At 38.4% G+C, this 21,976-nt stretch carries 20 protein-coding genes; 6 read left to right on the top strand and 14 right to left on the bottom strand.

Going from position 1 to position 21,976, the window contains the following annotated elements; genetic code table 11:
- Positions 1-71: 71 nt before the first annotated feature.
- Positions 72-1,442, bottom strand: coding sequence for a DNA repair protein RadA (gene radA, locus IGL23_RS00185; protein WP_002356050.1), 1,371 nt, complete (start codon positions 1,440-1,442; stop codon positions 72-74).
- Positions 1,443-1,520: 78 nt separating this feature from the next.
- Positions 1,521-2,006, bottom strand: a complete 486-nt coding sequence (locus IGL23_RS00180; RefSeq protein ID WP_002367569.1) for a dUTP diphosphatase — start codon at positions 2,004-2,006, stop codon at positions 1,521-1,523.
- A gap of 319 nt (positions 2,007-2,325) precedes the next feature.
- Between IGL23_RS00180 and proB the strand changes: the two genes are divergently transcribed.
- The gene (gene proB, locus IGL23_RS00175; RefSeq protein ID WP_002389550.1) at positions 2,326-3,141 is read left to right on the top strand and encodes a glutamate 5-kinase; all 816 of its coding nucleotides are present in this window, start codon (positions 2,326-2,328) and stop codon (positions 3,139-3,141) included.
- Positions 3,128-4,381: a glutamate-5-semialdehyde dehydrogenase gene (locus IGL23_RS00170; RefSeq protein WP_002385467.1), complete on the top strand. Its 1,254-nt coding sequence runs from the start codon at positions 3,128-3,130 to the stop codon at positions 4,379-4,381. The genes proB and IGL23_RS00170 overlap by 14 nt, the downstream gene beginning before the upstream one ends.
- A 91-nt stretch (positions 4,382-4,472) precedes the next feature.
- Here the strand turns inward: IGL23_RS00170 and IGL23_RS00165 are convergent, their stop codons facing one another.
- Positions 4,473-5,420: a helix-turn-helix transcriptional regulator gene (locus IGL23_RS00165; protein WP_033594401.1), complete on the bottom strand. Its 948-nt coding sequence runs from the start codon at positions 5,418-5,420 to the stop codon at positions 4,473-4,475.
- Positions 5,421-5,484: 64 nt separating this feature from the next.
- Between IGL23_RS00165 and IGL23_RS00160 the strand changes: the two genes are divergently transcribed.
- The 3 genes from IGL23_RS00160 to IGL23_RS00150 all read left to right on the top strand — a co-directional run bounded on the left by IGL23_RS00160 (position 5,485) and on the right by IGL23_RS00150 (position 9,628).
- Positions 5,485-5,952, top strand: a complete 468-nt coding sequence (locus tag IGL23_RS00160) for a VOC family protein (protein ID WP_033594377.1) — start codon at positions 5,485-5,487, stop codon at positions 5,950-5,952.
- A 7-nt stretch (positions 5,953-5,959) separates the two neighbouring features.
- Complete coding sequence (locus IGL23_RS00155) at positions 5,960-6,469, top strand: ClbS/DfsB family four-helix bundle protein (RefSeq protein ID WP_002368626.1); 510 nt, start codon at positions 5,960-5,962, stop codon at positions 6,467-6,469.
- A 543-nt stretch (positions 6,470-7,012) separates the two neighbouring features.
- The gene (locus IGL23_RS00150) at positions 7,013-9,628 is read left to right on the top strand and encodes a YfhO family protein (RefSeq protein ID WP_002370603.1); all 2,616 of its coding nucleotides are present in this window, start codon (positions 7,013-7,015) and stop codon (positions 9,626-9,628) included.
- 36 nt (positions 9,629-9,664) lie between these two features.
- Here the strand turns inward: IGL23_RS00150 and mprF are convergent, their stop codons facing one another.
- The 5 genes from mprF to IGL23_RS00125 all read right to left on the bottom strand — a co-directional run bounded on the left by mprF (position 9,665) and on the right by IGL23_RS00125 (position 16,642).
- Complete coding sequence (gene mprF, locus IGL23_RS00145) at positions 9,665-12,256, bottom strand: bifunctional lysylphosphatidylglycerol flippase/synthetase MprF (RefSeq protein WP_033594378.1); 2,592 nt, start codon at positions 12,254-12,256, stop codon at positions 9,665-9,667.
- 190 nt (positions 12,257-12,446) lie between these two features.
- The gene (locus IGL23_RS00140) at positions 12,447-12,827 is read right to left on the bottom strand and encodes a RidA family protein (protein ID WP_002356039.1); all 381 of its coding nucleotides are present in this window, start codon (positions 12,825-12,827) and stop codon (positions 12,447-12,449) included.
- Between the two features lie 99 nt (positions 12,828-12,926).
- On the bottom strand, positions 12,927-14,141 hold the full coding sequence (locus IGL23_RS00135; RefSeq protein WP_002397716.1) for a MalY/PatB family protein: 1,215 nt from the start codon (positions 14,139-14,141) through the stop codon (positions 12,927-12,929).
- Positions 14,142-14,155: 14 nt separating this feature from the next.
- Positions 14,156-15,724 (bottom strand): maltose/glucose-specific PTS transporter subunit IIBC, encoded by a 1,569-nt coding sequence (gene malX / locus IGL23_RS00130; RefSeq protein WP_010818093.1) that lies wholly within the window; start codon positions 15,722-15,724, stop codon positions 14,156-14,158.
- 147 nt (positions 15,725-15,871) lie between these two features.
- Complete coding sequence (locus tag IGL23_RS00125) at positions 15,872-16,642, bottom strand: MurR/RpiR family transcriptional regulator (RefSeq protein WP_002387434.1); 771 nt, start codon at positions 16,640-16,642, stop codon at positions 15,872-15,874.
- Positions 16,643-16,839: 197 nt separating this feature from the next.
- On the opposite strand from IGL23_RS00125, the gene IGL23_RS00120 reads away from it, so the two are divergent.
- Positions 16,840-17,043 (top strand): hypothetical protein, encoded by a 204-nt coding sequence (locus tag IGL23_RS00120; RefSeq protein WP_002383512.1) that lies wholly within the window; start codon positions 16,840-16,842, stop codon positions 17,041-17,043.
- Between the two features lie 47 nt (positions 17,044-17,090).
- Here the strand turns inward: IGL23_RS00120 and IGL23_RS00115 are convergent, their stop codons facing one another.
- The 6 genes from IGL23_RS00115 to IGL23_RS00090 all read right to left on the bottom strand — a co-directional run bounded on the left by IGL23_RS00115 (position 17,091) and on the right by IGL23_RS00090 (position 21,916).
- Entirely contained in the window at positions 17,091-17,618 is a 528-nt protein-coding gene (locus IGL23_RS00115; RefSeq protein WP_002356034.1) for an HdeD family acid-resistance protein, read from the bottom strand.
- A gap of 247 nt (positions 17,619-17,865) precedes the next feature.
- Positions 17,866-18,243 (bottom strand): DUF956 family protein, encoded by a 378-nt coding sequence (locus IGL23_RS00110; RefSeq protein ID WP_002356033.1) that lies wholly within the window; start codon positions 18,241-18,243, stop codon positions 17,866-17,868.
- Between the two features lie 161 nt (positions 18,244-18,404).
- A complete protein-coding gene (locus IGL23_RS00105; RefSeq protein ID WP_002356032.1) occupies positions 18,405-19,316 on the bottom strand; it encodes a PTS system mannose/fructose/sorbose family transporter subunit IID in 912 nt (303 codons plus the stop codon).
- Positions 19,317-19,338: 22 nt separating this feature from the next.
- Complete coding sequence (locus IGL23_RS00100) at positions 19,339-20,142, bottom strand: PTS mannose/fructose/sorbose transporter subunit IIC (protein WP_002356031.1); 804 nt, start codon at positions 20,140-20,142, stop codon at positions 19,339-19,341.
- Positions 20,143-20,176: 34 nt separating this feature from the next.
- On the bottom strand, positions 20,177-21,169 hold the full coding sequence (locus tag IGL23_RS00095; protein ID WP_002356030.1) for a mannose/fructose/sorbose PTS transporter subunit IIA: 993 nt from the start codon (positions 21,167-21,169) through the stop codon (positions 20,177-20,179).
- A gap of 234 nt (positions 21,170-21,403) precedes the next feature.
- The gene (locus IGL23_RS00090; protein ID WP_002385473.1) at positions 21,404-21,916 is read right to left on the bottom strand and encodes a mannose/fructose/sorbose PTS transporter subunit IIB; all 513 of its coding nucleotides are present in this window, start codon (positions 21,914-21,916) and stop codon (positions 21,404-21,406) included.
- Positions 21,917-21,976 lie beyond the last annotated feature (60 nt).

Raw genomic sequence — 21,976 nt, 5'->3', positions numbered from 1 at the left:
GTCTAGTGTTGTGGGGCGTACAAAAATCATACGCCACCAAAAACCTAAACGGATTATTTCTACTTTTTTCATTATTTAAAAACTTTTCTTAACGTTTCACCAATTGTTGAAACGCCAATAATTTCAATCCCTTCAGGCGCTTCCCAGCCACCAAGGTTATTTTTAGGGACATAGACTTTTGTAAAGCCTAGTTTTTGCGCTTCACGCACTCGTTGTTCAATACTATTCACGCGGCGGATTTCACCAGTTAAACCAATCTCACCAATGAAACATTCTGAAGATGAGGTTCCTTTTTCTTTATAGCTAGAAGCAATACTGATTGCTAACGCTAAATCAATAGCTGGTTCATTAATTTTGACTCCACCAGCCGCTTTTAGATACGCATCCTGGTTTTGTAATAAAAGGCCTGCCCGTTTTTCTAAAACCGCCATGATTAAAGAAACGCGATTAAAGTCCAACCCGGTGGTCGTTCGCTTGGCATTGCCAAACATCGTTGGGGTAACTAACGCTTGGATTTCCACCAAAATGGGGCGTGAACCTTCCATTGCTACCACAATTGAAGATCCGGTGGCTCCTTCTAAACGTTCTTCTAAAAAGACCTGAGAAGGATTCATAACTTCAACCAATCCATGTGTCTGCATTTCAAAAATACCAATCTCATTCGTTGAGCCAAACCGATTTTTGACAGCCCGTAAGATTCTAAAGGTGTGATGCTTATCTCCTTCAAAATAAAGAACCGTGTCTACCATATGTTCCAACATCCGTGGCCCTGCGATAGACCCTTCCTTCGTTACGTGTCCGACAATAAAAATGGCAATCCCATTCGTTTTTGCCAGTTTCAATAATTCGGCAGTTGTTTCTCGGACTTGACTGACACTACCAGCAACGCTGGTAACATCTGGCTGCGTCATTGTTTGAATCGAGTCAATAATGACATAGTCTGGTTCTAATTTTTCAATGGCTCGTGAAATTTCGTGCATATCTGTTTCTGCGTATAAGTAAAATGTCTCGTTGACCGTGCCTAAACGCTCCGCTCGCAATTTAATTTGCTCAGCACTTTCTTCACCAGAAACATATAAAACCGTGCCACCTGTGGCTGCTAATTGTTGCGATACTTGTAAGAGCAATGTTGACTTACCTATTCCGGGATCGCCACCGATTAAAACTAACGAACCTGGAACAACGCCACCACCTAAAACCCGATTCAGCTCCACTAATTCAGTTTTTACACGAGGCTCTTTTTTAGGTACGACTTCAGATAGCCGTTGTGGTTGTGTCTTTTTACCAGTCAAACTTACTCTAGCACGACGATCAGAAGTATCTTGAATAACCTCTTCCACCATCGAATTCCATTGTCCGCAATTAGGACAGCGGCCGAGATATTTTGGAGACACATACCCACAGCTTTGACATTCAAATTGAACTTTTGCTTTTTTTGCCATGTAGAATCTCCTTATCTGTTGTTTATTTTAACATTTATTAAATGGTTTGAATAACGTTGCCTACTGAAAAAATGGGCTTTATTTTTGTCCAGACGAACCAAAACCGCCCGTTCTTTCTGCATCGACTTGGTCATCATCCGCTAATAAAAACGGCTTAAAAATCCCTTGGCCAATTCGTTCACCTTTTTCAATGACAACATCTTCATATCCAAAGTTTAAAAATTGGAACATGATATGTCCTTCGTTATTCTCGTTATTATAATAATCACTGTCAATGACTCCGACACCATTCGCTAAAAGTAGGAACCGTTTTAGCGGGTTCGAAGAACGACTCACCAATTCTAAATATTCAGAATCAGGCATATACGCCTTAATTCCTGTTTTAACTAAAATTGGTTTGGGATTTTCTCCAGCTTGTTGTAACTTCCAAAGACTTGGTACAACGACCGTTTCGGCTGCTTGAAAATCATACCCCGCGGCACCTTTTGTTGCTCGTTGTGGGACACTCAAGCCCTCTTCTTGATACTTAGAAATAATCTCAAAACCACGTTGTTTCATATTCATTCTCCCCTACTGTCTAAACTACTCCTATTTTACCATAATCTCTGATACTCTGGTTGTTTTTAGTAAGTTTCTCATTTCTAAAAGCCCAGTTAATCTAGACTACGCAAAAAAGAGGAGAATTTTTGTTTATTTTCCTTCTTTTAGTCTATCATCTTCTCTTAAAATAAACAGACCAAATCCCAAAAAGTCCCAAGATTCCCTCAAAAAGTTCACACTTTCATTAAACTTTCTTTACTATTCATTATTTAGCACTTTCTAGTAGCCGCTGATTTTGTTATAATGAATGTCAAATTTTACTGTAAAAAGAAACGAGGCACTTATGAGAAACAAACTCCAACAGGCCAAACGAATTGTGATCAAAGTCGGAACCAGTTCTCTGATTTATCCCAATGGCAATATTAACTTAAAAGCAATTGATCAATTAGCCTTTACTTTGAGTGATTTAAGCAACCAAGGCAAAGAAATTATTTTAGTTTCTTCTGGCGCAATTGGTGTCGGACTGAATAAATTAAATCTATCTGTACGCCCAACGACAATTCCCGAACAACAGGCAGTCGCTGCAGTCGGCCAAGCAGAATTAATGAACATTTATAATCAGCGGTTTTCAACCTATAGCCAACAAATGGCACAAGTTTTATTAACTCGTGATGTTATTGAATATCCTGAAAGTCGCAATAATGTTACCAATACTTTTGAACAACTGTTAAAAATGAATATTATTCCTATCGTCAATGAAAATGATACTGTCGCAATTGAAGAATTGGATCACTTAACCAAGTTCGGGGATAACGATCAATTGTCTGCCATTGTCTGCCAAATTGTTCAAGCTGACTTGTTAGTTATGTTATCAGATATTGATGGTTTCTTTTCAGACAACCCTACTGTCAACAAAGAAGCCACGTTATTTTCTGAAATCAATGAAATTAATGAAGACTTGTTCCAATTAGCCGGTGGTAAGGGGAGCCGCTTTGGCACTGGTGGGATGTCTAGTAAATTAAAAGCTGCTGAACGTGTGTTAGCTAATCAACAGGCGATGATTTTAGCAAACGGAAAGCAGCCAAAAATCATCTTTGAAATTTTAGAAGGAAAAGATATCGGTACGTTATTTATTAAAGGAGGGCATGAAAGTGACTGATTTAAAGCAACTAGGGCAACAAGCTAAAGAAGCCTCTTATACGCTAGGCTTGATGGATACTCGTCAAAAAAATACTTTGTTAAACAAAATGGCCGCAGCCATTGAAGCCAATGCACCCCGCATTTTACAAGCAAACGCATTAGATTTAGAGCAAGCCGCTACCCACGGAATTTCTGAAACAATGCAAGACCGCTTACGTTTAACAGAAGAACGGATCACAGCGATGGCCGAGGGCATACGCCAAGTCGCTACTTTACCCGATCCAATTGGGGAAGTAGATAAAATGTGGCGCAATGAAGCGGGGCTGTTAATTGGGCAACAACGCGTGCCTTTAGGTGTTATTGGAATCATTTATGAATCGCGGCCAAACGTGACAACAGATGCCGCTAGCCTTTGTTTCAAATCAGGAAATGCTGTTATTCTTCGAGGCGGAAAAGAAGCGTTTCACTCCAATCAGATATTGGTGACAATTTTACAAGAAGCGCTAATCCAAGAAGCCGTTTCTCCCCATCTCATTCAATTTGTTGATGATACTTCTAGAGAAACAGCCCAACAACTTATGCGCTTAAATGACTACTTGGATGTCCTCATTCCACGTGGCGGCGCCAACTTAATCAAAACTGTTTTGACAACAGCCACTGTTCCTGTTATTGAAACAGGCACAGGCAATTGTCATATTTACGTGGACAAAGACGCCCAGTTAACAATGGCAACTGAAATTATTGTCAATGCTAAATGTCAACGTCCTTCTGTCTGTAACGCCGCCGAAACGTTATTAATTCATCAAGAGGTGGCTGAAGCCTTTTTACCAACAATTGAAAAAGCCTTGAAGGAGTTTCACGTGGAACTTCGGGCAGATGAACGTGCGTTAGCAATTTTTGAAGAAGCCATTCCAGCGACTGAACAAGATTGGGAAACGGAATTTCTCGACTTTATCTTAGCAGTGAAAGTCGTTGATTCTTTGGACGAAGCCATCCAGCATATTAATCGCTACAATACAAAACATTCTGAAAGTATTATTAGTGATAATTACTTTGCCACACAACAATTTTTACAACAAGTGGATGCAGCCGCTGTTTATGCGAATGCTTCAACTCGTTTCACGGACGGTTTTGAATTTGGATTTGGCGCCGAAATCGGCATTAGTACGCAAAAATTACATGCCCGTGGACCTATGGGCTTAGCAGAGCTTACTTCGACAAAATATGTTATTTATGGAAATGGGCAAGCACGTTCTTAGAAAGAAAAACCCTTGATTTAAAAATCAAGGGTTTTTCTTTCTCCTCTCCAATGTGCATCTTTACACATGGAATTGTTCACAGTCCCACAATCTATTCTTGATATTTTTTTTGAATCCTCATTATACTTTCTACATATGCTTGTTTCACTTGGACTGGCTCTAAAATTGTCACTTCTTCACCAAAGCCCATAAAATAGTTGGCTAAAAATTGTGTTTCTGTTGGATGAATCTGTCCAACTAAAAAACACTGCGTGGGCGTTTCTTCCAACTGAATATTGTCAAAGCGATGTTTATAAAAAAATTCTTTGCCTTTTTCTGTAATGATTGCTTTAAATGGAATCGTACGTGCCGTCGTTTGTTGATGGCGATACGATTCTTTCAGTTCTTCAGTCGTAAAATCCAGTGTTTGGTTTAATTGCTGAATAGCCTCCATAAAATCACAGCGGTAAGTACGCCAAGCCTTTTTAGTCACATCATAGCCTGAACAATACCAATACCCTTCTAAAATAGTTAACCGGGTTGGTAAGATTTTTTTCGTTGTTGCTTCATATCTGGTATAGTTAAACTGAATTACTTGTTGCGCCAAAATACAATGAAACAGCTGCTCTAAATTGCCTGGTGCTTCTACTTGTTCAATTCCTTCGTAATAGACGACCTTACTCATTTGACTGATTTTAAATTGGGTTGGTTCATCTAAAGAATGCAATAATTTTTGCTTAATTTGCTGATAGGAATGACCAAACGGTGACTCTGCAACTAATTTCAGTAATTGTAACGAAAAAAAAATCGCTAACACTTCGTTTTCATTAAAATAAATCGGCGGCAACAACGGTTTGTTTAAAACTCGATAGCCACCATAACGACCATTCTCCACATATAGCGGCACGCCTAAATTTTCCAAAGCTTCAATATCCCGCAAAGCTGTGCTTTTAGAAATCCCAAAAGTTTTCATTAACTGATTTAAATTAAACTGAGGATGGGTTATCAAGAAAAAAAGTTCCTGATTTAAACGTTCTGATTTTTTCATTTTTCCCTCCATCGGTGTCACTTTTTGACACCTTTTATTGTTATGCTTATCTTATCAATCTTAGGAGGTTCAAACAATGAAAAACACACAATTTGCCCTTTTTATGGTCTTAAACGGACGAGCAACGGAAGCCTTGACGTTTTACCAAGAAGCCTTTGCTGGTGATATTCTTTTTAAAATTACTAATCAAGAATTTAAAGAGCGTTTAAATCCTTCTTTGACCATTCCCGCTGGCGAAGAACACTGGCTTTCTCACTCGATTTTACAAATGGACACTTTTCAATTACAACTAGCTGATAATCCTTTGTTTGCAGGAATGAATACCACGCCCACAGAACAATTGACCCTCAGCTTAATCGTCGAGAGCCGTCACTCTGCCAAAACAATTTTTGAAAAACTCACGCGCCATCCCGAATCCTGTATTATCCAAGAACCAATTGAAAATGAATTTGCAACGTTTTATGCGATTGTGAAAGATCCTTTTGGTTTAGTCACTCAAATTACTCATGAAAAACAAGCAGATCCTACCAAGAAAGGAAGTTAGCCGAAGAATGCGAACCTATGAATCAAAAGAAGCCTTGATTGAGGCCATTCAAATAGCTTCACAAAAATATTTAGCTGAATTTGCAGAAATTCCTGAAACACTTAAAGATCACCGAATTGAAACAGTAGCTAAAACACCTTCAGAGAACTTAGCCTATCAATTAGGTTGGCTCAACTTGCTGCTTTCTTGGGAAGAACAAGAACAACGTGGTCTGACCGTTCAAACGCCAGCTGAAGGCTATAAATGGAATCAACTGGGCTCTCTCTATCAATCATTTTATCAAACCTATGGACAAATGAGTTTAGAAAGTCAGCTGATTGTGTTGCAAGACACCTTAGAAAAATTACTTCATTGGATTGACTCGCTTTCCGAAGACGAATTATTTTTACCTCAACAACGGGCTTGGGCGACTACCAAAGCACAATGGCCTCTTTGGAAATGGATTCACATTAATAGCGTTGCCCCTTTTACTAGTTTCCGAACGCAAATTCGCAAATGGAAAAAAGCGTGTCTTTAAAAAGTTATCCACATTTTTTCAAAAAAAGCTTGACAAGCATTTTTAAATTCTCCACAGAAAACTTTGTGGATGAAATTTCTTGTTTTTTCCAAAAAACTTTTCCACAGTGCTTATTTGTTCGACATTAAATCCTTGTAAATTCTAGAAAAAAGAAGATGAAAACGTTGTTTTAATAACGTTTTCATCTTCTTTCAACTTTAGGGGCTCCTTCACTTTTAGCAAGCAGCCCTTCTGAACTTACGTCTATTTTTTTAGCAACTCGAAAACTTATCCTTGTGGATAAACCGAGATAAAAAGCTTTTTTGTGGTTTTCAACAGAGTTATGCACAAAGTTATCCACAGGGTGTTTTCAGCAATTTTTCGGAGAATATTCGTTGTTTTAATCTGGTGATTTAGCATTGGAATGTCAATCCCTTACTCCTAATTCTTCTTCACTCCACCCTTAGGATCCTAATAAAATTTTAAAGTTTTTCTTCTATTGGTACATCAAATAAAGAGTATGATAAACTATAGGTACTTTCGAAAAATCAGGTGAGGTTATTTATGAAAAATAAAAGTAGGCAGTTTTTAAAAAACAACTGGCCTTATATGTTAGCCAGTTTCTTCATTCCATTTTTAATTATGGCAATTATCTATTTGAGTATTGGGATTTATCCAGGAAGTAGTCGCAGTGTTTTAGCCAGCGATGCCTTTTCTCAATTTTCAAATTTTCACGCAAGCTTTAACAATGTTCTTCATGGAAAACAAAGTCTTTTCTATACGTGGAATGCTTCTTTGGGACTAAACTACTTGTCCTTAATTTCCTATTATCTTGGTGGCTTATTTACGCCGCTTGTCTTTTTCTTTAACAATCAAAACATGCCTGATGCGCTCTATTTCCTAACGTTGTTGAAAATTGGGAGTGCTGGCTTGAGTTTTTGGTTCTTGGCAAAACAAACCTTTAAGATTCCTAAATGGTCCCATGTGACTTTAAGTGTGTCTTATGCGCTAATGTCCTTTATTGTGGCCCATTCAGAATTAATTATGTGGCTGGATGCCTTTATTTATCTGCCACTCGTAATTTTAGGAATTCATCGTTTAATGGACCAACGAAAACCGACATTATTGTTTGTCAGTTATTTCTTGCTTTTCATTACAAATTATTATTTTGGCTTTATGATTGGGTTGTTTTCCTTCCTGTACTATTTTGCACGAACGTTTACAGACTGGCAACGATATAAATCTCGAATCGTTGCGTATTTTACTACTTCTCTTTTAGCTGGTGGAGCATCCATGATTATGGTCTTACCTGCTGTCTTAGATTTACGAACCAATGGTGAAACTCTTTCTGAAATTACAACCTTTAAAACAGAAGCGACTGCCTTTTTAGATATTATTATGAAAAATATGATTGGCGTTTACGATACAACCAAATATGGGTCCATTCCTTTTATTTACATTGGGTTGTTGCCTTTGATTTTTTGTCTCTTCTATTTCGTTACGAAAGAAATTCCATTGAAAAACAAACTACTTTTTGGCAGTTTGTTTGTCCTATTGATTGCTAGCTTTTACATCACGCCCTTAAATTTATTCTGGCATGGTATGCATGCGCCGAACATGTTTCTTTTCCGCTATAGTTTCCTCTTTTCATTCCTAGTTATTTTGCTTGCTGGTTATGGTTGGGAAAAATTTGAAAAGGATGATCTCGGTGTCTTAAGCGGCTTGATTTTGATTCTTTTAGCAATTTTTGCTCTTGCAATGGGTACAAAAGGTGCTACTAGTTATACGTATGTGACTTTAACCTCTTTCGTATTAACGGCAACTTTTTTACTATTATACTTTTTCGGAATTGCTTTTTATCAATTGAAAAAAGCGCCTATGCAATACTTAGTGATTTTACTATTGCTGCTCGTTTCTGGTGAAGCAATCATTAATACACGGGCGATGGTCACTGGTATTTTAGATGATTGGAACTACGCATCACGCAGCTTGTATTCTGAGCCTTATCCTGACTTAAAAAATCTAGTCGATCAAACAAAAAAAGAAAATGATACCTTTTACCGCTTGGAAAATTTAAATGGTGTTTCGGCCAATGACGGCATTAACTATGGCTACAGTGGCATTAGCATGTTTTCTTCCGTACGGAACCGACATTCTTCAACATACCTAAACGCCTTAGGTTTCCGCTCACGAGGCACGAATTTAAATATTCGTTACCAAAATAATACCTTGTTAATGGATGCTTTGATGGGCATTAAATACAATATTGCTGAAAATAATCCAATGAAATTCGGCTTTGAACGACAAGCAGCTGCTGGTAAATATCAGCTTTATCGTAACGAAAATGCTTTGCCGTTAGGATTTTTAGCAGACAAAGAGATTTACAATGTTCGGCAACCTCTCAATGATAATTTAGGTAGTCAAACAAATTTACTAAATGCTTTAGCCAATACCAATGAACGGTATTTTACCTTTTATCAACCAACGATGACGCTTCAAAATAACGTGACAATTACGCAAAATACAGCTGGCGTAACTTTTACGGAGAAACAACATAACGTAGCCAAAGAGATTTCTTATACAGTCAATGTGCCCGCCAATACGCAAGCTTATTTGAGTTTATTCCCAACGGATTTTGCTCAATTGGAAAGTTCCACTGCGACGGTCACCGTGAACGGCTCAAGTCAGCAATCACAAATTGGCATTACTGGCCAATATTATAACTTAGGTTACTATCCCAAAGATACAACCGTTAACTTCAAAGTAAGTTTTTATGGAACCAAAGCAGTAAGTTTTGTTCAGCCGCAAGTGGTTGGCTTAAATACCAATGCATTTGAAAAAGCCATTTCCGCCGTGCAAGAAAAAGGCGTTGATTTAACAACTGGCAAACGCTCTGCTTCAGGTACCTTTACCGCCGACAAAGATCAAGTACTCGTCACTACAATTCCTTATGACAAAGGTTGGCGTGTCAAAATTGATGGCAAAAAAGTTACCCCAAAAGCCTTTAAAGATGCCTTTCTAAGCGTTCCTGTCAGCGCTGGAACCCATACTATTCAGTTCTCTTATTTACCAGAAGGATTGATTCCTGGCATCGTGTTATTCGTTCTATGTACTGGTGGTTTCGTTGCCTACGTAACCTTGATTCCTGCTAGACGAAACCGTAAAAAAGAAGACAAATAAAAAATCACGCGATGGCTAAGTCATCACGTGATTTTTTTAAATTTCAGTCATTGCTTCTTCCACAAGCGAAACACTTTGATGTCTTCCTTTCGTAATCAACAAGGAAAGTTGCACAAAAGCAAAGAGTACGCTGGTCCGCTTAGGATAAGCAAAATAACGTGGTTGCCAACTAGTGACATATTGTTCTTTGCGCTTGCGTGTATCTTGAAACGCATAAATTTGATAACTATACTTGTAAAAAATATTAACAAAGCGTTCTTTTAAGAAAGAGTACTTGCTCTCCCCTACGTTAGCCAACGGCGCCATCCCAATATCAATTAATTGATAGCCCTGCTGTTGATAGGTTTCAATAAAATGAGTGAACAAATATTCTCTAGTAAAAGCAGGTGCGTCTGAACGAATACGTAACAAATCATAAGAAATACTTTTGCCTTTTTCCATTTCTTTTCCCGTAATGAAACCGATGACCGTTTGTTTCTGTCTCACCAAGCCCACGCTACTGCATTTCAAGTACTCGGAATCCAACCGTCCACCAATAAAGTAGCGCTCTTTTTGATTCCGTGACCAGTCCGCAGAAACTCGTTCTAACTCTTGATATAAGGCATCACTAATCGTTTCGGGATAAAATTCAAACTGAAAATCCGCTGCTTCCGCTGCTATTTTTTCAGTCACTGTTTCCGTCCAGGCTGTTTGATTCACTGTTGACGGCTCATCAAATTGAATCAAGCCTTCTTCCCCAACTTTCATAAATTCAAAGCCGCAATCGTGAAGATTCATAACATATTCTTCCGAAATACGATAAAAAACTAATTGATAACCTAACAAATCAGCTTGATCCATAAACGCCAGTGTCGCCGCTGTCCATTTCTCTCGTTGCCCAATCGGATCCGCCAAGACAAAGCATTTATTAAACTTCATTTGAAACCCAAAAAGTACTTGATCTTCGCCTTCTTCTTGGTAATAAAAATGACCATAATCCTTTAAATACAAAAATTGACTGCCTTCGTTGCCACCAAATTTTTCCAAAAAGCGTGTCAACCGCGCTTTCTCAAATCCCTCACCTAAAGTAACAGTTGTTTCGGCTAAATATTGATACAAAAAGAATAAACCAATCAAGGAAATACTTAATCCAATCAATCCGTTAAACCAAACATCATCTGACGGAAACAACAAAAAGTGATTGATAACTTGATTGCCACCAGCTGGTCGTGCGGCGTAATAGCCAGCAACCGCATAACCGATAAACAAGCAGCCAAACAAAATACTATCTACCGTTAAAGCGCCCCATGAATAAACAAACTTTTCACGATAAAATTCTTTACGAGCCAAAATAACCGCCAATAAAATAACAGCATAAACAGCAATCAACTGCCACGAAGTCGTTCGTGCCACCGTATTTACAATACAAAATCCTAGTAAAATAATTGTAGGCCAATAAGCTTTTTTCACTTTCATAGAAATGCCTCGAGCTAAACCTAATAACAAGAATCCTACAAATAAATTCAATGTTTGATCTAAAAAATTAAAAGAAAAGGGAAGTAACACTTGGAATAAACGACTGACATTCGACAAATTCGTCACAGTCGACAATAGAACCATCATAATCCCTGCAAAATATAACGCCGCCACCAAAATAAAATGCGCCACTTTTTGTGAAAATAACCGAGGTAAATTATCAAAAAATTGATTGACTTTCATGCCTGCTTGTTGCAAGAACAAAATAACTCCTGTCATAAAAGGCGTCACATAATAAAACAAACGATAATACAACAACCAGACGACCGCTTGTGATCGATCAATCCCTAATTGTGATAAGCCCAAAATCATTAAGACATCAAACGTTCCCATACCACCAGGAACCATAGTTAACATCCCAATCAACGTAGCGATAACAAACATTGGGTAAACAGAAACCATCGAAACTGGCACCTGCATCAAGCGACCTATCATCAAGAAAGCAAACATCCCACCTAGCCATTGACCTAATGAAGCGCCGAATAATAGGAGCACTGCTTTTGGAAAAAATGTTTTAAACAATGTTCGCCGTTTTAAATACGTGAAAAACCAGAGCGCTGGCGCAATCAGGCTGCCCAATAATAACCAAACCCAATATTCACGAAAAACATTTTGGGTTCGAATAAAAAATAAATCAACAAACGCCACAAAAGATAAAATAGATAACCCTGAAATCAAGAACAGAGCAACTTTTGAGACCGTTGCTACAACCTTGCCCCGCGGTACATCTTTTCCGTAAAAATTAATCCGTAGCGTTGCCCCAACCACGCCGCCAAAACCCGCTAAGTTATTAATGGTATTGGTGACCCAAGCCGAAGTTAACCAATCCATTCGTTTCATTGGTGGCTTACCTTCTTTTTCCAATAATTTAACGACTACATAGTCATAAAGGAGCATCGGAATAACCCCTAATAGTCCTGCCAAGACCATACCAATTAAACGCCCCGTACTTTGTTGTTCCATCGTGGAAAAAATATCCGCCCAGGTCATGCCTTGAGCGATATGTGTCACTTGGTTAGCCACGAAAACTAATACAGAACCAAGAAAAATTAGTTTCAATAATAAACTGTGTTCTTTCAACCACTGCGTTAGTTGGCTAATATTTTTTTTCATCTTATAGCCTCTTTCATATCTCTTTTCTATTCATTTAACTTTCGTTTTATCGATTTTCTTCCATGGTAGCCTATTTGCTGAAAATTTTCCAGCACGGCTAGACATTTTGGCTGAATCGTATTGTTTTATTGAAAAAAAGAGTGAGAAAAAAATCTAAGACGATTTTTTCTCACTCTTTTAACTGTATTTTTTACGCCACTACTTCTGCGATAATCTCAATCTCCACCAACACATCCATCGGTAATTTAGAGATTTCAATCGTTGTGCGTGCAGGATATTCCGCACTAAAATACTCAGCATAGACTTCATTGAATGCCGTGAAATCCGCCATATTTTGTAAATAGCATGTCGTTTTGACTACATGAGCAAAATCACTACCAGCTTCTGTTAAAATCCCTTGAATATTTTTCAGTACTTGATTGGTTTGTTCTTTAATCGTTGTCCCAACCACCTTGCCTGTTTCAGGATCCAGTGGAATCTGACCAGAAGTAATCAATAAACCATTCACAATTTTTGCTTGTGAATATGGCCCAATTGCTTGTGGTGCTTGCTTTGTTTTAATTGTTTTCATTTCTTTTCCCCCAGTAAATGACAAGTTGTTACTTTTTGTTATTTTATTTGTTTCTATTTTTCCATTGTACTGCAACCATTTTCGGAATGCTATCTTTTCTCAATTATTCCCAAGCGCTGATGCTGTGCCATCCTTTTGTAAAACAGCTTCAAAACCTTGGCGCATCCTTTCAAGTCCTTCGTGTAGTTTTGCTTGCGAACAGCCAATATTTAACCGTAAGAATCGTTGCCCATTACCACCATATATCGAGCCGTCCATAATAGCGACTTTCCCCACAGAAACTAAAGCCTCTTGTAAGCGGGCCACATCTGGAACTGCCGCTGATACATCCAACCACATTAAGTAAGTTGCCTCCAGCTCCGTCACTTTAATTTTTGGCAAATATGTCTGTAAAAAATCTTTCACGTAACGTTGGTTCTCCGCTAAATAATCATTCAACTCGTCAACCCAAGTACCACATTTTTGATAGGCCGTCATGGTTGCTAGCATTCCCAAAATACTTGTTGATGATAGACCATCGGCGTTTTTTAATTTGAGCTGAAAAGCGTCACGCAATTCGTTATCTGGAATTAGGGCGTAAGCAAAAATCAGCCCTGGAAAATTAAAGGTTTTCGTGCCACTGGTAATAATGGCAGATTTTTTATAATCAAATTGCGTAATTGGTCGATGAACTTGGCCTTTATTAACGATATCCATATGAATTTCATCAGAAAGTAAAAACACATCATACTGTTGGCACAATGAAACCATTCGCTCTAATTCCCATTGCTCCCAAACACGTCCTGTTGGATTATGCGGGGAACATAAAAGCAAACAGCGATTTTCTGGTTGCGCTAGTTTTTTTTCTAAATCAATAAAATCAATGCTGTAGCGCTTCTCTTGATAAAGCAGTTCATTTGCCACTACTTGCCGCTTATTTTCCTGAATGACTTTAAAAAATGCATCATAGGCAGGTGTTTGTAAAATAATGCCCTCCCCTTCGTTAGTCAATAATTGAATCAAAGCAGAAATACCATAGATAACAGTCGGGGTATACATAATCCAGTGTTCTTCAATCTTCGTCTGGAATCTTGTCTGGTACCACGTTTGAATTGCTTCTTTTAATTGCGGATGGTTCCACCTCGTGTAGCCAAATACGGGATGTTTCAAACGCTCCTGTAATGTTGCCAGAACTGCCTCTGGCACAGCAAAATCCGTATCGGAAATAGTGAAGGGAAGCAAGTCCGCTTCCCCAAATCGGTCTTCTACAAAATCCCACTGTGTACAATACGTTCCTCGTCGATCAATTGCTTTATCAAACGACACACTCTTCACCTTCTGTCTTTTTTCTAACCTAAAATCATCTCTAATTGATTACGGACCGTTGTCACTTTGGTTCCGATAATCACTTGCACATTCTGCGCATCTAAATGCACGACACCTAAAGCCCCTAATTGCTTTAATTTGTCATCATCTACTTTATTAGCATCTGCTAACACTAAACGTAAACGCGTAATGCAATTATCAATAGCTTGAATATTCTCTTGCCCACCCAAAGCCGCTAAAATCCCAGGCGCATCATAGCCACCCGTTTTCTTATATTGAACTTCTTGATCGGTATATTCAGTCTCATCTAAGACCTTGTCTCGTCCAGGTGTTTTTAAATCAAAGGTTACAATGACTGTTTTAAAGACGAAATAATAAATAACAAACCAGATAGCGCCGACAATGAGAACCCACCACCATTTTGTATAAGTTCCTTGTAACAAGCCAAAAATAACAAAGTCCAGTAGCCCGCCATCAGTGTTCCCAATCACAACACCCAATAAAGCCATTACCATGAAACCTAGACCAGTCATAATGACATGAAACAGCCATAATAATGGACTAATAAATAAAAATAAAAATTCAATTGGTTCTGTAATGCCAGTGATAGCCGTTGCAATCACACCTGAAAGGAGTAAGCCTTTAATCTTATGTCGATTCGCCGGAGCTGCAGTATGATACATCGCAAGCGCCGCCGCTGGTAGGCCAAAAATAAAGGTCGGCATTTTCCCTTGTGACAAGAAAGCTGTTGCGCTTGGTGAAATCGGTAAATTATTTTGCAATTCTGCATAGAAAATATTTAACGCACCAAACACTTCTTTGCCAGCCACCACCGCTGAACCCCCTGCTTCAGTAAAACGAATCATGGAAACCAAAATATGATGCAACCCAAACGGTAGCAGTAAACGTTCCCCTGAACCAAACAGAAAAGGCCCAAAAATACCAGAACGTTGGATAAGTTGGCCAATCGCCATAATCATTAGCGCGAAAAGTGGCCAAACTAACGGAATTACTAAGCCCACGAATGCCATCACTAATGAAGTAATAATTGGTACAAACCGTGCGCCAGAAAAGAAGGCAAAACTATCTGGTAGTTGCACCGTATAAAATCGATTATGCAACTTATATACAATAAGCCCAGCGATAATTCCACCAAGAACGCCCATTTCAATCGTTTGAATCCCAAAAACCATTCCTTGGCCGGCTTCCCGCAACTGCTCAGGATCCACGAGGCGATTCGTCTGCACTAAATAGAAATTAATCGCTAAATTCATCACCGTATAGCCTACGAAACCTGAAAACGCAGCAATTCCTTTTTCTTTCCGAACTAACCCCAACGGAATGGCCATTGCAAACATGACAGGTAAATAGGCAAACGCAAAACCACCAATTGTCGACATAAATTGGAAAATAATTTTTACTGCGGGCTTTCCTAAAAACGGGATCGTTTCAATCATGGATTCACTGGAAAAAGAACTTCCTAATCCCAACAAAATCCCCATAAAAGCTAATAAAGCCACTGGCAACATAAACGTTTTACCTAATCCTTGGAAAAACTCCCAGAAAGTCGCTTTCTTTTTCTTTACTGCCATTTCTTAACTCCTCCATTCATTCTTATAAAACTAAAAATGATTGCGTTTACATTCATTGCCCTCATTATAACTAGCCCAAAACAAAGAAAAAAGAGGCTACACTTTTTCTGTATCCCCTTACATCATTTAGTATGGTGTTGCATAAAATTACCGTGGTTGCTTTGCCTCTGCGTACATTAATAAAACCGTATCGAACAAACAAATGACAGCAATTCTTGAACTTAAATCCACGCGCTGATGATAACGTGTCGTCCCTTTGGCAAATAACGTCGTCGTCGACAATTTTTCCAAGGTGCTTCCTTTAGTCGAAATCAAACTAATCATCGGCACTTGCTGTTCCTGCGCTACACGTGCATACGCTAAAATCCCTTTAGTTTCTCCTGTATAACTGACAAAAATGGCTAAATCCTGTCCATCCAGATTCTTAACTGCTGCCGCTTGTTCATCCCAATCAGATCGTGCATAGGCTTTTTTTCCTAAAAATGTTAGCTTTCGTGCAAAATCAGTACAAATAGGAAAACTGCCACCAACACCGAACACTTCAATCGTATTCGCACGCTCAATCATTTTAAGCATTTCCGCGACTTTGGCTTCATCCATTTGTTGAAAACTGTCTTGCACATTGGCGATCAACTGTTGCGTAATAGCTTGAAAACTACGACTATCGCTTTCTGTGCTCTCGCTCTGCACCGATTGGACGATCGCGTATTTTAATTCTTGGAAGCCTCGATAACCTAAGTGTTTTGCTGTTCGAGAAATAGTGGCTGTTGAGACAAACAACGCCTGCGCCACCTCATAAATGGTTTGTGAACTAATTTCCGTCATATGCGTCAAAATATAATCCAGTACTTGATTTTCAATTTTACTTAAATGATTTCGTTTCTTTTCTAACAAAGCGATTAATCCCTCAGTCGACATCCAATCCCTCACTTTAAATCCTTTTTTATAATTATACACCAGAATATTCTGATTATTTCAATAAGAAAGTCCAAAATAACCAACAGCGGCTCCATCATTCGCCAGAGAAAAAAATCAGCCTTCCGATGGAGGTGCTTGTTGCGCTTTCTTGCTATACTCTGTATATAGAAAACAGGAAAAATTTGGAGGTAGTACGTATGAATAATCAACGACCAATGTTTATAAATATTCTTTTAGTGGTCCTTTTATTTTTAGTTGTCGGTTCACTCTTTAGTGCCGTTGTCGGTATCGTGGGAAGCTTATTGTGGCTAGCAGTAAAAATTTTAGTTCCCGTAGCGATTATCGTGTGGCTTGTTCGAACAATTTCGGGAAATAATGGCAACTGCCACCGTCGTTATTAAAAAAAAACAGGTTTTCCTTTTCGGAAAACCTGTTTTTTTTACTTCTTTTATCTAAAAGCATATACAATATTACTAATACCAAACATCATAAAGTAGAAGCCAACTAAGAAGCTTAAAGTTAGTGCTGAAGACAATGGATTAAATAATAACATTACACCTAAGATAATCCCTAAAACGTCAACAATTAATGTGAACCAGAAGTAACCTGTGCTTACTCGTTTAGCAAAATCTAAAGTAAATAAGCCGAAAATTGAGTCGAATAAAAACCAAATTGCAAAAACAAATGGTAACACAGCGACACCAATATTTAAGTTAAACAATAAGTAAACACCAATTAGGATATCAATAATCCCTAAGATGATTGGTGCATAAGCTTTGTAGCCTAGCAATTCTTTCATACGATTACGTACAAAAATTTCGAAAATCCCTTTAATAATAGCAAAAATCGCAAAAACCATCACAATGGCAATTAAATTACCGGCAGGATTTTGGAAAGAAATTAATGCAGTCAGAACAAATAGAATTCCTAATACTAATGAACCCCAGTCCATTCCATGATGTTGTCGTTGTTCCATGACACTCACTCCTCTATAAAATAATTTATTACACTTATTATGTTACTACTATTTTACAAGGTGTCAAATATTTTCATCGTGCTTTCTGAAAACCATTTCAATGATAACTCCATTAAAAACAACGTATCACTTGATTGTCTCTTTTTTGGTGCACAATTGTGCCTTTTTTGTATAAATAAGTCCCTCGTTTTCCCACAAAAAAACCGCTACTTTTTCATCTAGTTTATAAAAAAGTAACAGTTATAAATTATTTTTTCTTTTTCCCAATCGAGAGAATCCCTCTTTTTATGACATCAAAGAAACTCAAAGATTGGACCATATGATCTGGGTCAACATATTCACGAATAGCTCGTAACACTCGCTTCGGCTCTTTTGAAGCAAACGTATACGTCCCATTTTTCTTGGTTTGAATCGCATAACGAGGAATCCATTTTCCTTTGAACATTACTGAAGCCAACACGTAATCGACTTCTTCCCACGGAATTTGGATAAACTTACGTGGATCTTTGGCATGGTAAAATTCAAACCCGCGGTCACCTATCATAATTTGTCCATAATCTGTTAATCCTGTAAATGCCGTCGCATCTATAACTAAATCAACTTTTGTGTTTAATGATTGTACCATGTTATCTGCTCCATTTCATTCGACTAATTCCTCTTTATTATACGTTTCTTTCCTGATCGAAACAAACAAAATTACATCTTTGTTTAAAAAAGCGGAAGAAAAGTTTCTCGACTTCTCTTCCGCTTTTTTTGATTAGAAGTAATAAACTTACCTCGTCATTCTTATAATAAGCCGATTAAGTGGCCGACAACGCCGACTACGAATAAACCAAGAATGATAACGATTGGGCTAACTTTTTTCTTCAATAACCACATACATAAGAATGTAAGTAGTAATGGTGCTAGACCTGGAATCAATTGATCTAAGTTATCTTGTAACGTAGTAACTTTCGTTGGTGAAAGCGCCAAGCCTTGGTTCACTTGTTCAAAGGCTTTATGCATTCCTTCACCGCCAGCAGGAAGTTTATCCCACTCGATATAAGCACCTTTGTCTAACTTAACTTGTGAGACAATTGGTAAGAACTTAATCGATACCCAACGTTGAACCAATGCGGCCAGTACGAACATCCCTAAAATAGAAGCACCTTTTGTAATATCTTGTAGTAAACCACCTGAAAGGTCATCAGTAATTTTAGAACCGGCTTTGTAACCAAACTCTTGTGTATACCACATGAATGACCAACGAATTAAGTTCCAAGCAACGAAGAATAAGATTGGGCCTAAGATGTTACCACCCATTGCTAAGGAAGCACCTAAAGCGCCTAACATTGGACGAACAGTAAACCAGAAAACTGGGTCACCAACACCGGCTAAAGGACCCATCATCCCAACTTTAACCCCTTGAATCGCTACGTCATCAACTGGTGCGCCATTGGCACGTTCTTCTTCCAAAGCTAATGTTACACCAAGGATTGGTGAGGCAATGTATGGGTGTGTATTAAAGAATTCTAAGTGACGTTTTAACGCCGCTGAACGTTCTTCTTTCGTTTTATATAATTTTTTGATTGCTGGAATCATTGAGAATGCCCAGCCGCCGTTTTGCATACGTTCATAGTTCCAAGAACCTTGGATAAATGTTGAACGCCAAGCTACAGCTAAACGATCTTTTTTAGTTAATTGAATTTTTTCTGCCATTTTCTTTGCTCCTCCTTCAGAATTAGTAGTCGTTTAAAATATCGCCTAATGGGTCGCCAGAGTTGCCTCCGCCATTTGAGTTAGAAGAACCGCCCATTTTAGATAAGTTCAAGTAAATAAGAGCTAAAGCGACACCTAAAGCACCTAATGCGATTAATGTTAATTGAGAAATCGCTGCGACTACGAAACCGATAATGAAGAATGGCCATACTTCTTTTGTTGCCATCATGTTGATTACTAATGCATAACCTACGGCAACGACCATACCACCACCGATAGCCATACCATCAGTTAACCAAGCTGGCATTGATTCTAAGAAATTACGAACAGTGTCAGCAGGAATGAATAGTAACGCACCTGCTGGAATCGCAATACGAATACCTTGTAAACATACAGCGAAAATGTGTAACATTTCAACTTGTTTAATGTTGCCTTTTTCAGCAGCCGCATCCATCATGTGAACGATTGGAACCGCAACTGTCCGAACGATCATTGTTAAGAACAAACCTGCAACCGCTAAAGGAACTGCGATGGCAATCGCTGAAGGAACACCTTTAACACCTTGGCCACCTAAAACTAAAATAATTGCTGAGGCAACAGATGCTAAAGCGGCATCCGGTGCAACGGCAGCCCCGATGTTCGCCCAACCTAACGCGATCATTTGTAAAGTACCACCTAAAACAATTCCGGCTTCTAAATTACCAGTAACTAATCCGATTAATGTACATGCTACTAACGGTTGGTGGAATTGGAACTCATCCAAAATCCCTTCCATACCAGCTAGAAAGGCAACGAGTAAAACTAAAATAATTGATATAACAGACATGATAAGCCTCCTATTTTGATTTGTATTTGGCGAGTTACGCGTTTGCTAACTCATTTTTTGCTTTTTTCAAAATTTCGTCCATATTCGCTTTTGAATCATTTGGCACTTTACGCACATCAAATTTGATGCCTTTGGCTTTTAATTCATCAAACGTATCAACGTCTTCTTGACCCATTGATAATACTTTGCTTACAACGACTTTTCCAACAGAGTGAGCCATTGAACCAACGTTTACTTCTGGGATTTCTACGCCGCCTTCAACCACTTTTAAGACGTCTTCAGGATTTTCAAATAATAATAATGCTTTTGTATTGCCAAAACGTGGATCTTTCGCTACTTCAATCATTTTACTGATTGGAATAACATTGGCTTTTACTCCTGGAGGAGCTGCTTGTTCGATTAATTTCTTACGTAAGTCATCTTTTGCAACGGCATCAGAAACAACAATAATTCTGTTTGGTTGTGTTGCTTTTGTCCAAGCTGTTGCTACTTGACCATGTAATAAACGTGAATCAATACGTGCTAGCACAAATTTAATTTTGCCATCGCCAACAACTGTACCTGGTGGTAACGAACCTTTTGGCTGTGCATCTTCTGTCGCAGCAGCTTTTGGTGCTTCTGCTGGTTGTAACTCTTCTGGTTTAACTTTGACACCATCTTTTGCTGTTTCAAGAATGTGTGTCGCAATTTCTTGTGCTGATTCCATAGAGAAACGAGAAGCATATGCTTCAATAACCATTGGTAAATTCATACCTGCAACGATTGCCCATTTGTCTTTATGATCTTCTAACAATGAGTTCGCTTGGTTAAATGGTGTTCCTCCCCATAGGTCAACTAAAAATAGTACTTCGTCTTGATTGTCAAACGATGCAATGGCTTCTTGCATTTTTGCTTTTACATCATCGGGACCTTCGCTAGGCATTAACGTAACTGCTTTTACATTTTCTTGTTCGCCAAAGATCATTGCACCAGATTGCAAGATCCCTTCAGCAAATTCACCGTGACTTGCTAGGATAATTCCTACCATTTTTATACCTCCTGTATAATTGATGTTTTTTTTCATGGTTGTACTGCTAAACGCTTTCACTTTTTGAAAAAAATCAGATAAATCAGATTCTGACAAAAATAAATGAAAAAATTTCAATAGTTCTTGATTTTTTTCAACATCAGCACTTGCCTTTATCAATACAGTTCATGAAGCAATGATGTTGGTCCTAGGCCACCACATCCTTTCAATGTCTTTCGTCTGTAAAAATTAACGTCAGCTGGCGTTATTTTCTTTGCTACGCTCTTTTTTCAGTAAATCCATCAAATTCACTTGGCTGTCTGCTGCGACTTTTCGAATTTCCAATTCAATACCTTGTTCATTTAAAAACAGAAATGCTTTTAAATCGTTGGCATCCACTGCGACTGCATTCGTAATCATTCGCTTGCCTGTGCTGAAACTCATTCCGCCAATATTCACAGAAGTGAGTTGTACACCGCCTTCGACCACTCGTTTCACGTCCAAAGGATTAGTGAATAACAACATGGCTCGAAACGAATCAAAACGAGGATCAGGGTAAACATCAATCATTTTTTGAACAGTGATGACATTTACTTTGACACCAGGTGGAGCAGCTTGAACCAACAAGGCTTTTCTCAAATTGTCATGAGCAACGGAATCACTAACCACTAAAATGCGATTAATGTTCGTCAATTTTGCCCAAACAGTTGCTACTTGGCCATGAATTAATCGATCATCAATTCGAGCTAAACGAATATCCATTACCATCGGGAATGCTCCTTTAAATTCATTTTTAAAGGTTAGGACCTTTGTCTTTTTACTTAAAAA

Source organism: Enterococcus sp. MSG3299 (genome assembly GCF_050555765.1).
In the GTDB taxonomy this organism is placed as follows: Bacteria; Bacillota; Bacilli; order Lactobacillales; family Enterococcaceae; genus Enterococcus; species Enterococcus faecalis.
Note: the sequence above shows the minus strand (reverse complement) of the source record. Positions and strands in the feature narration are given on the sequence as shown.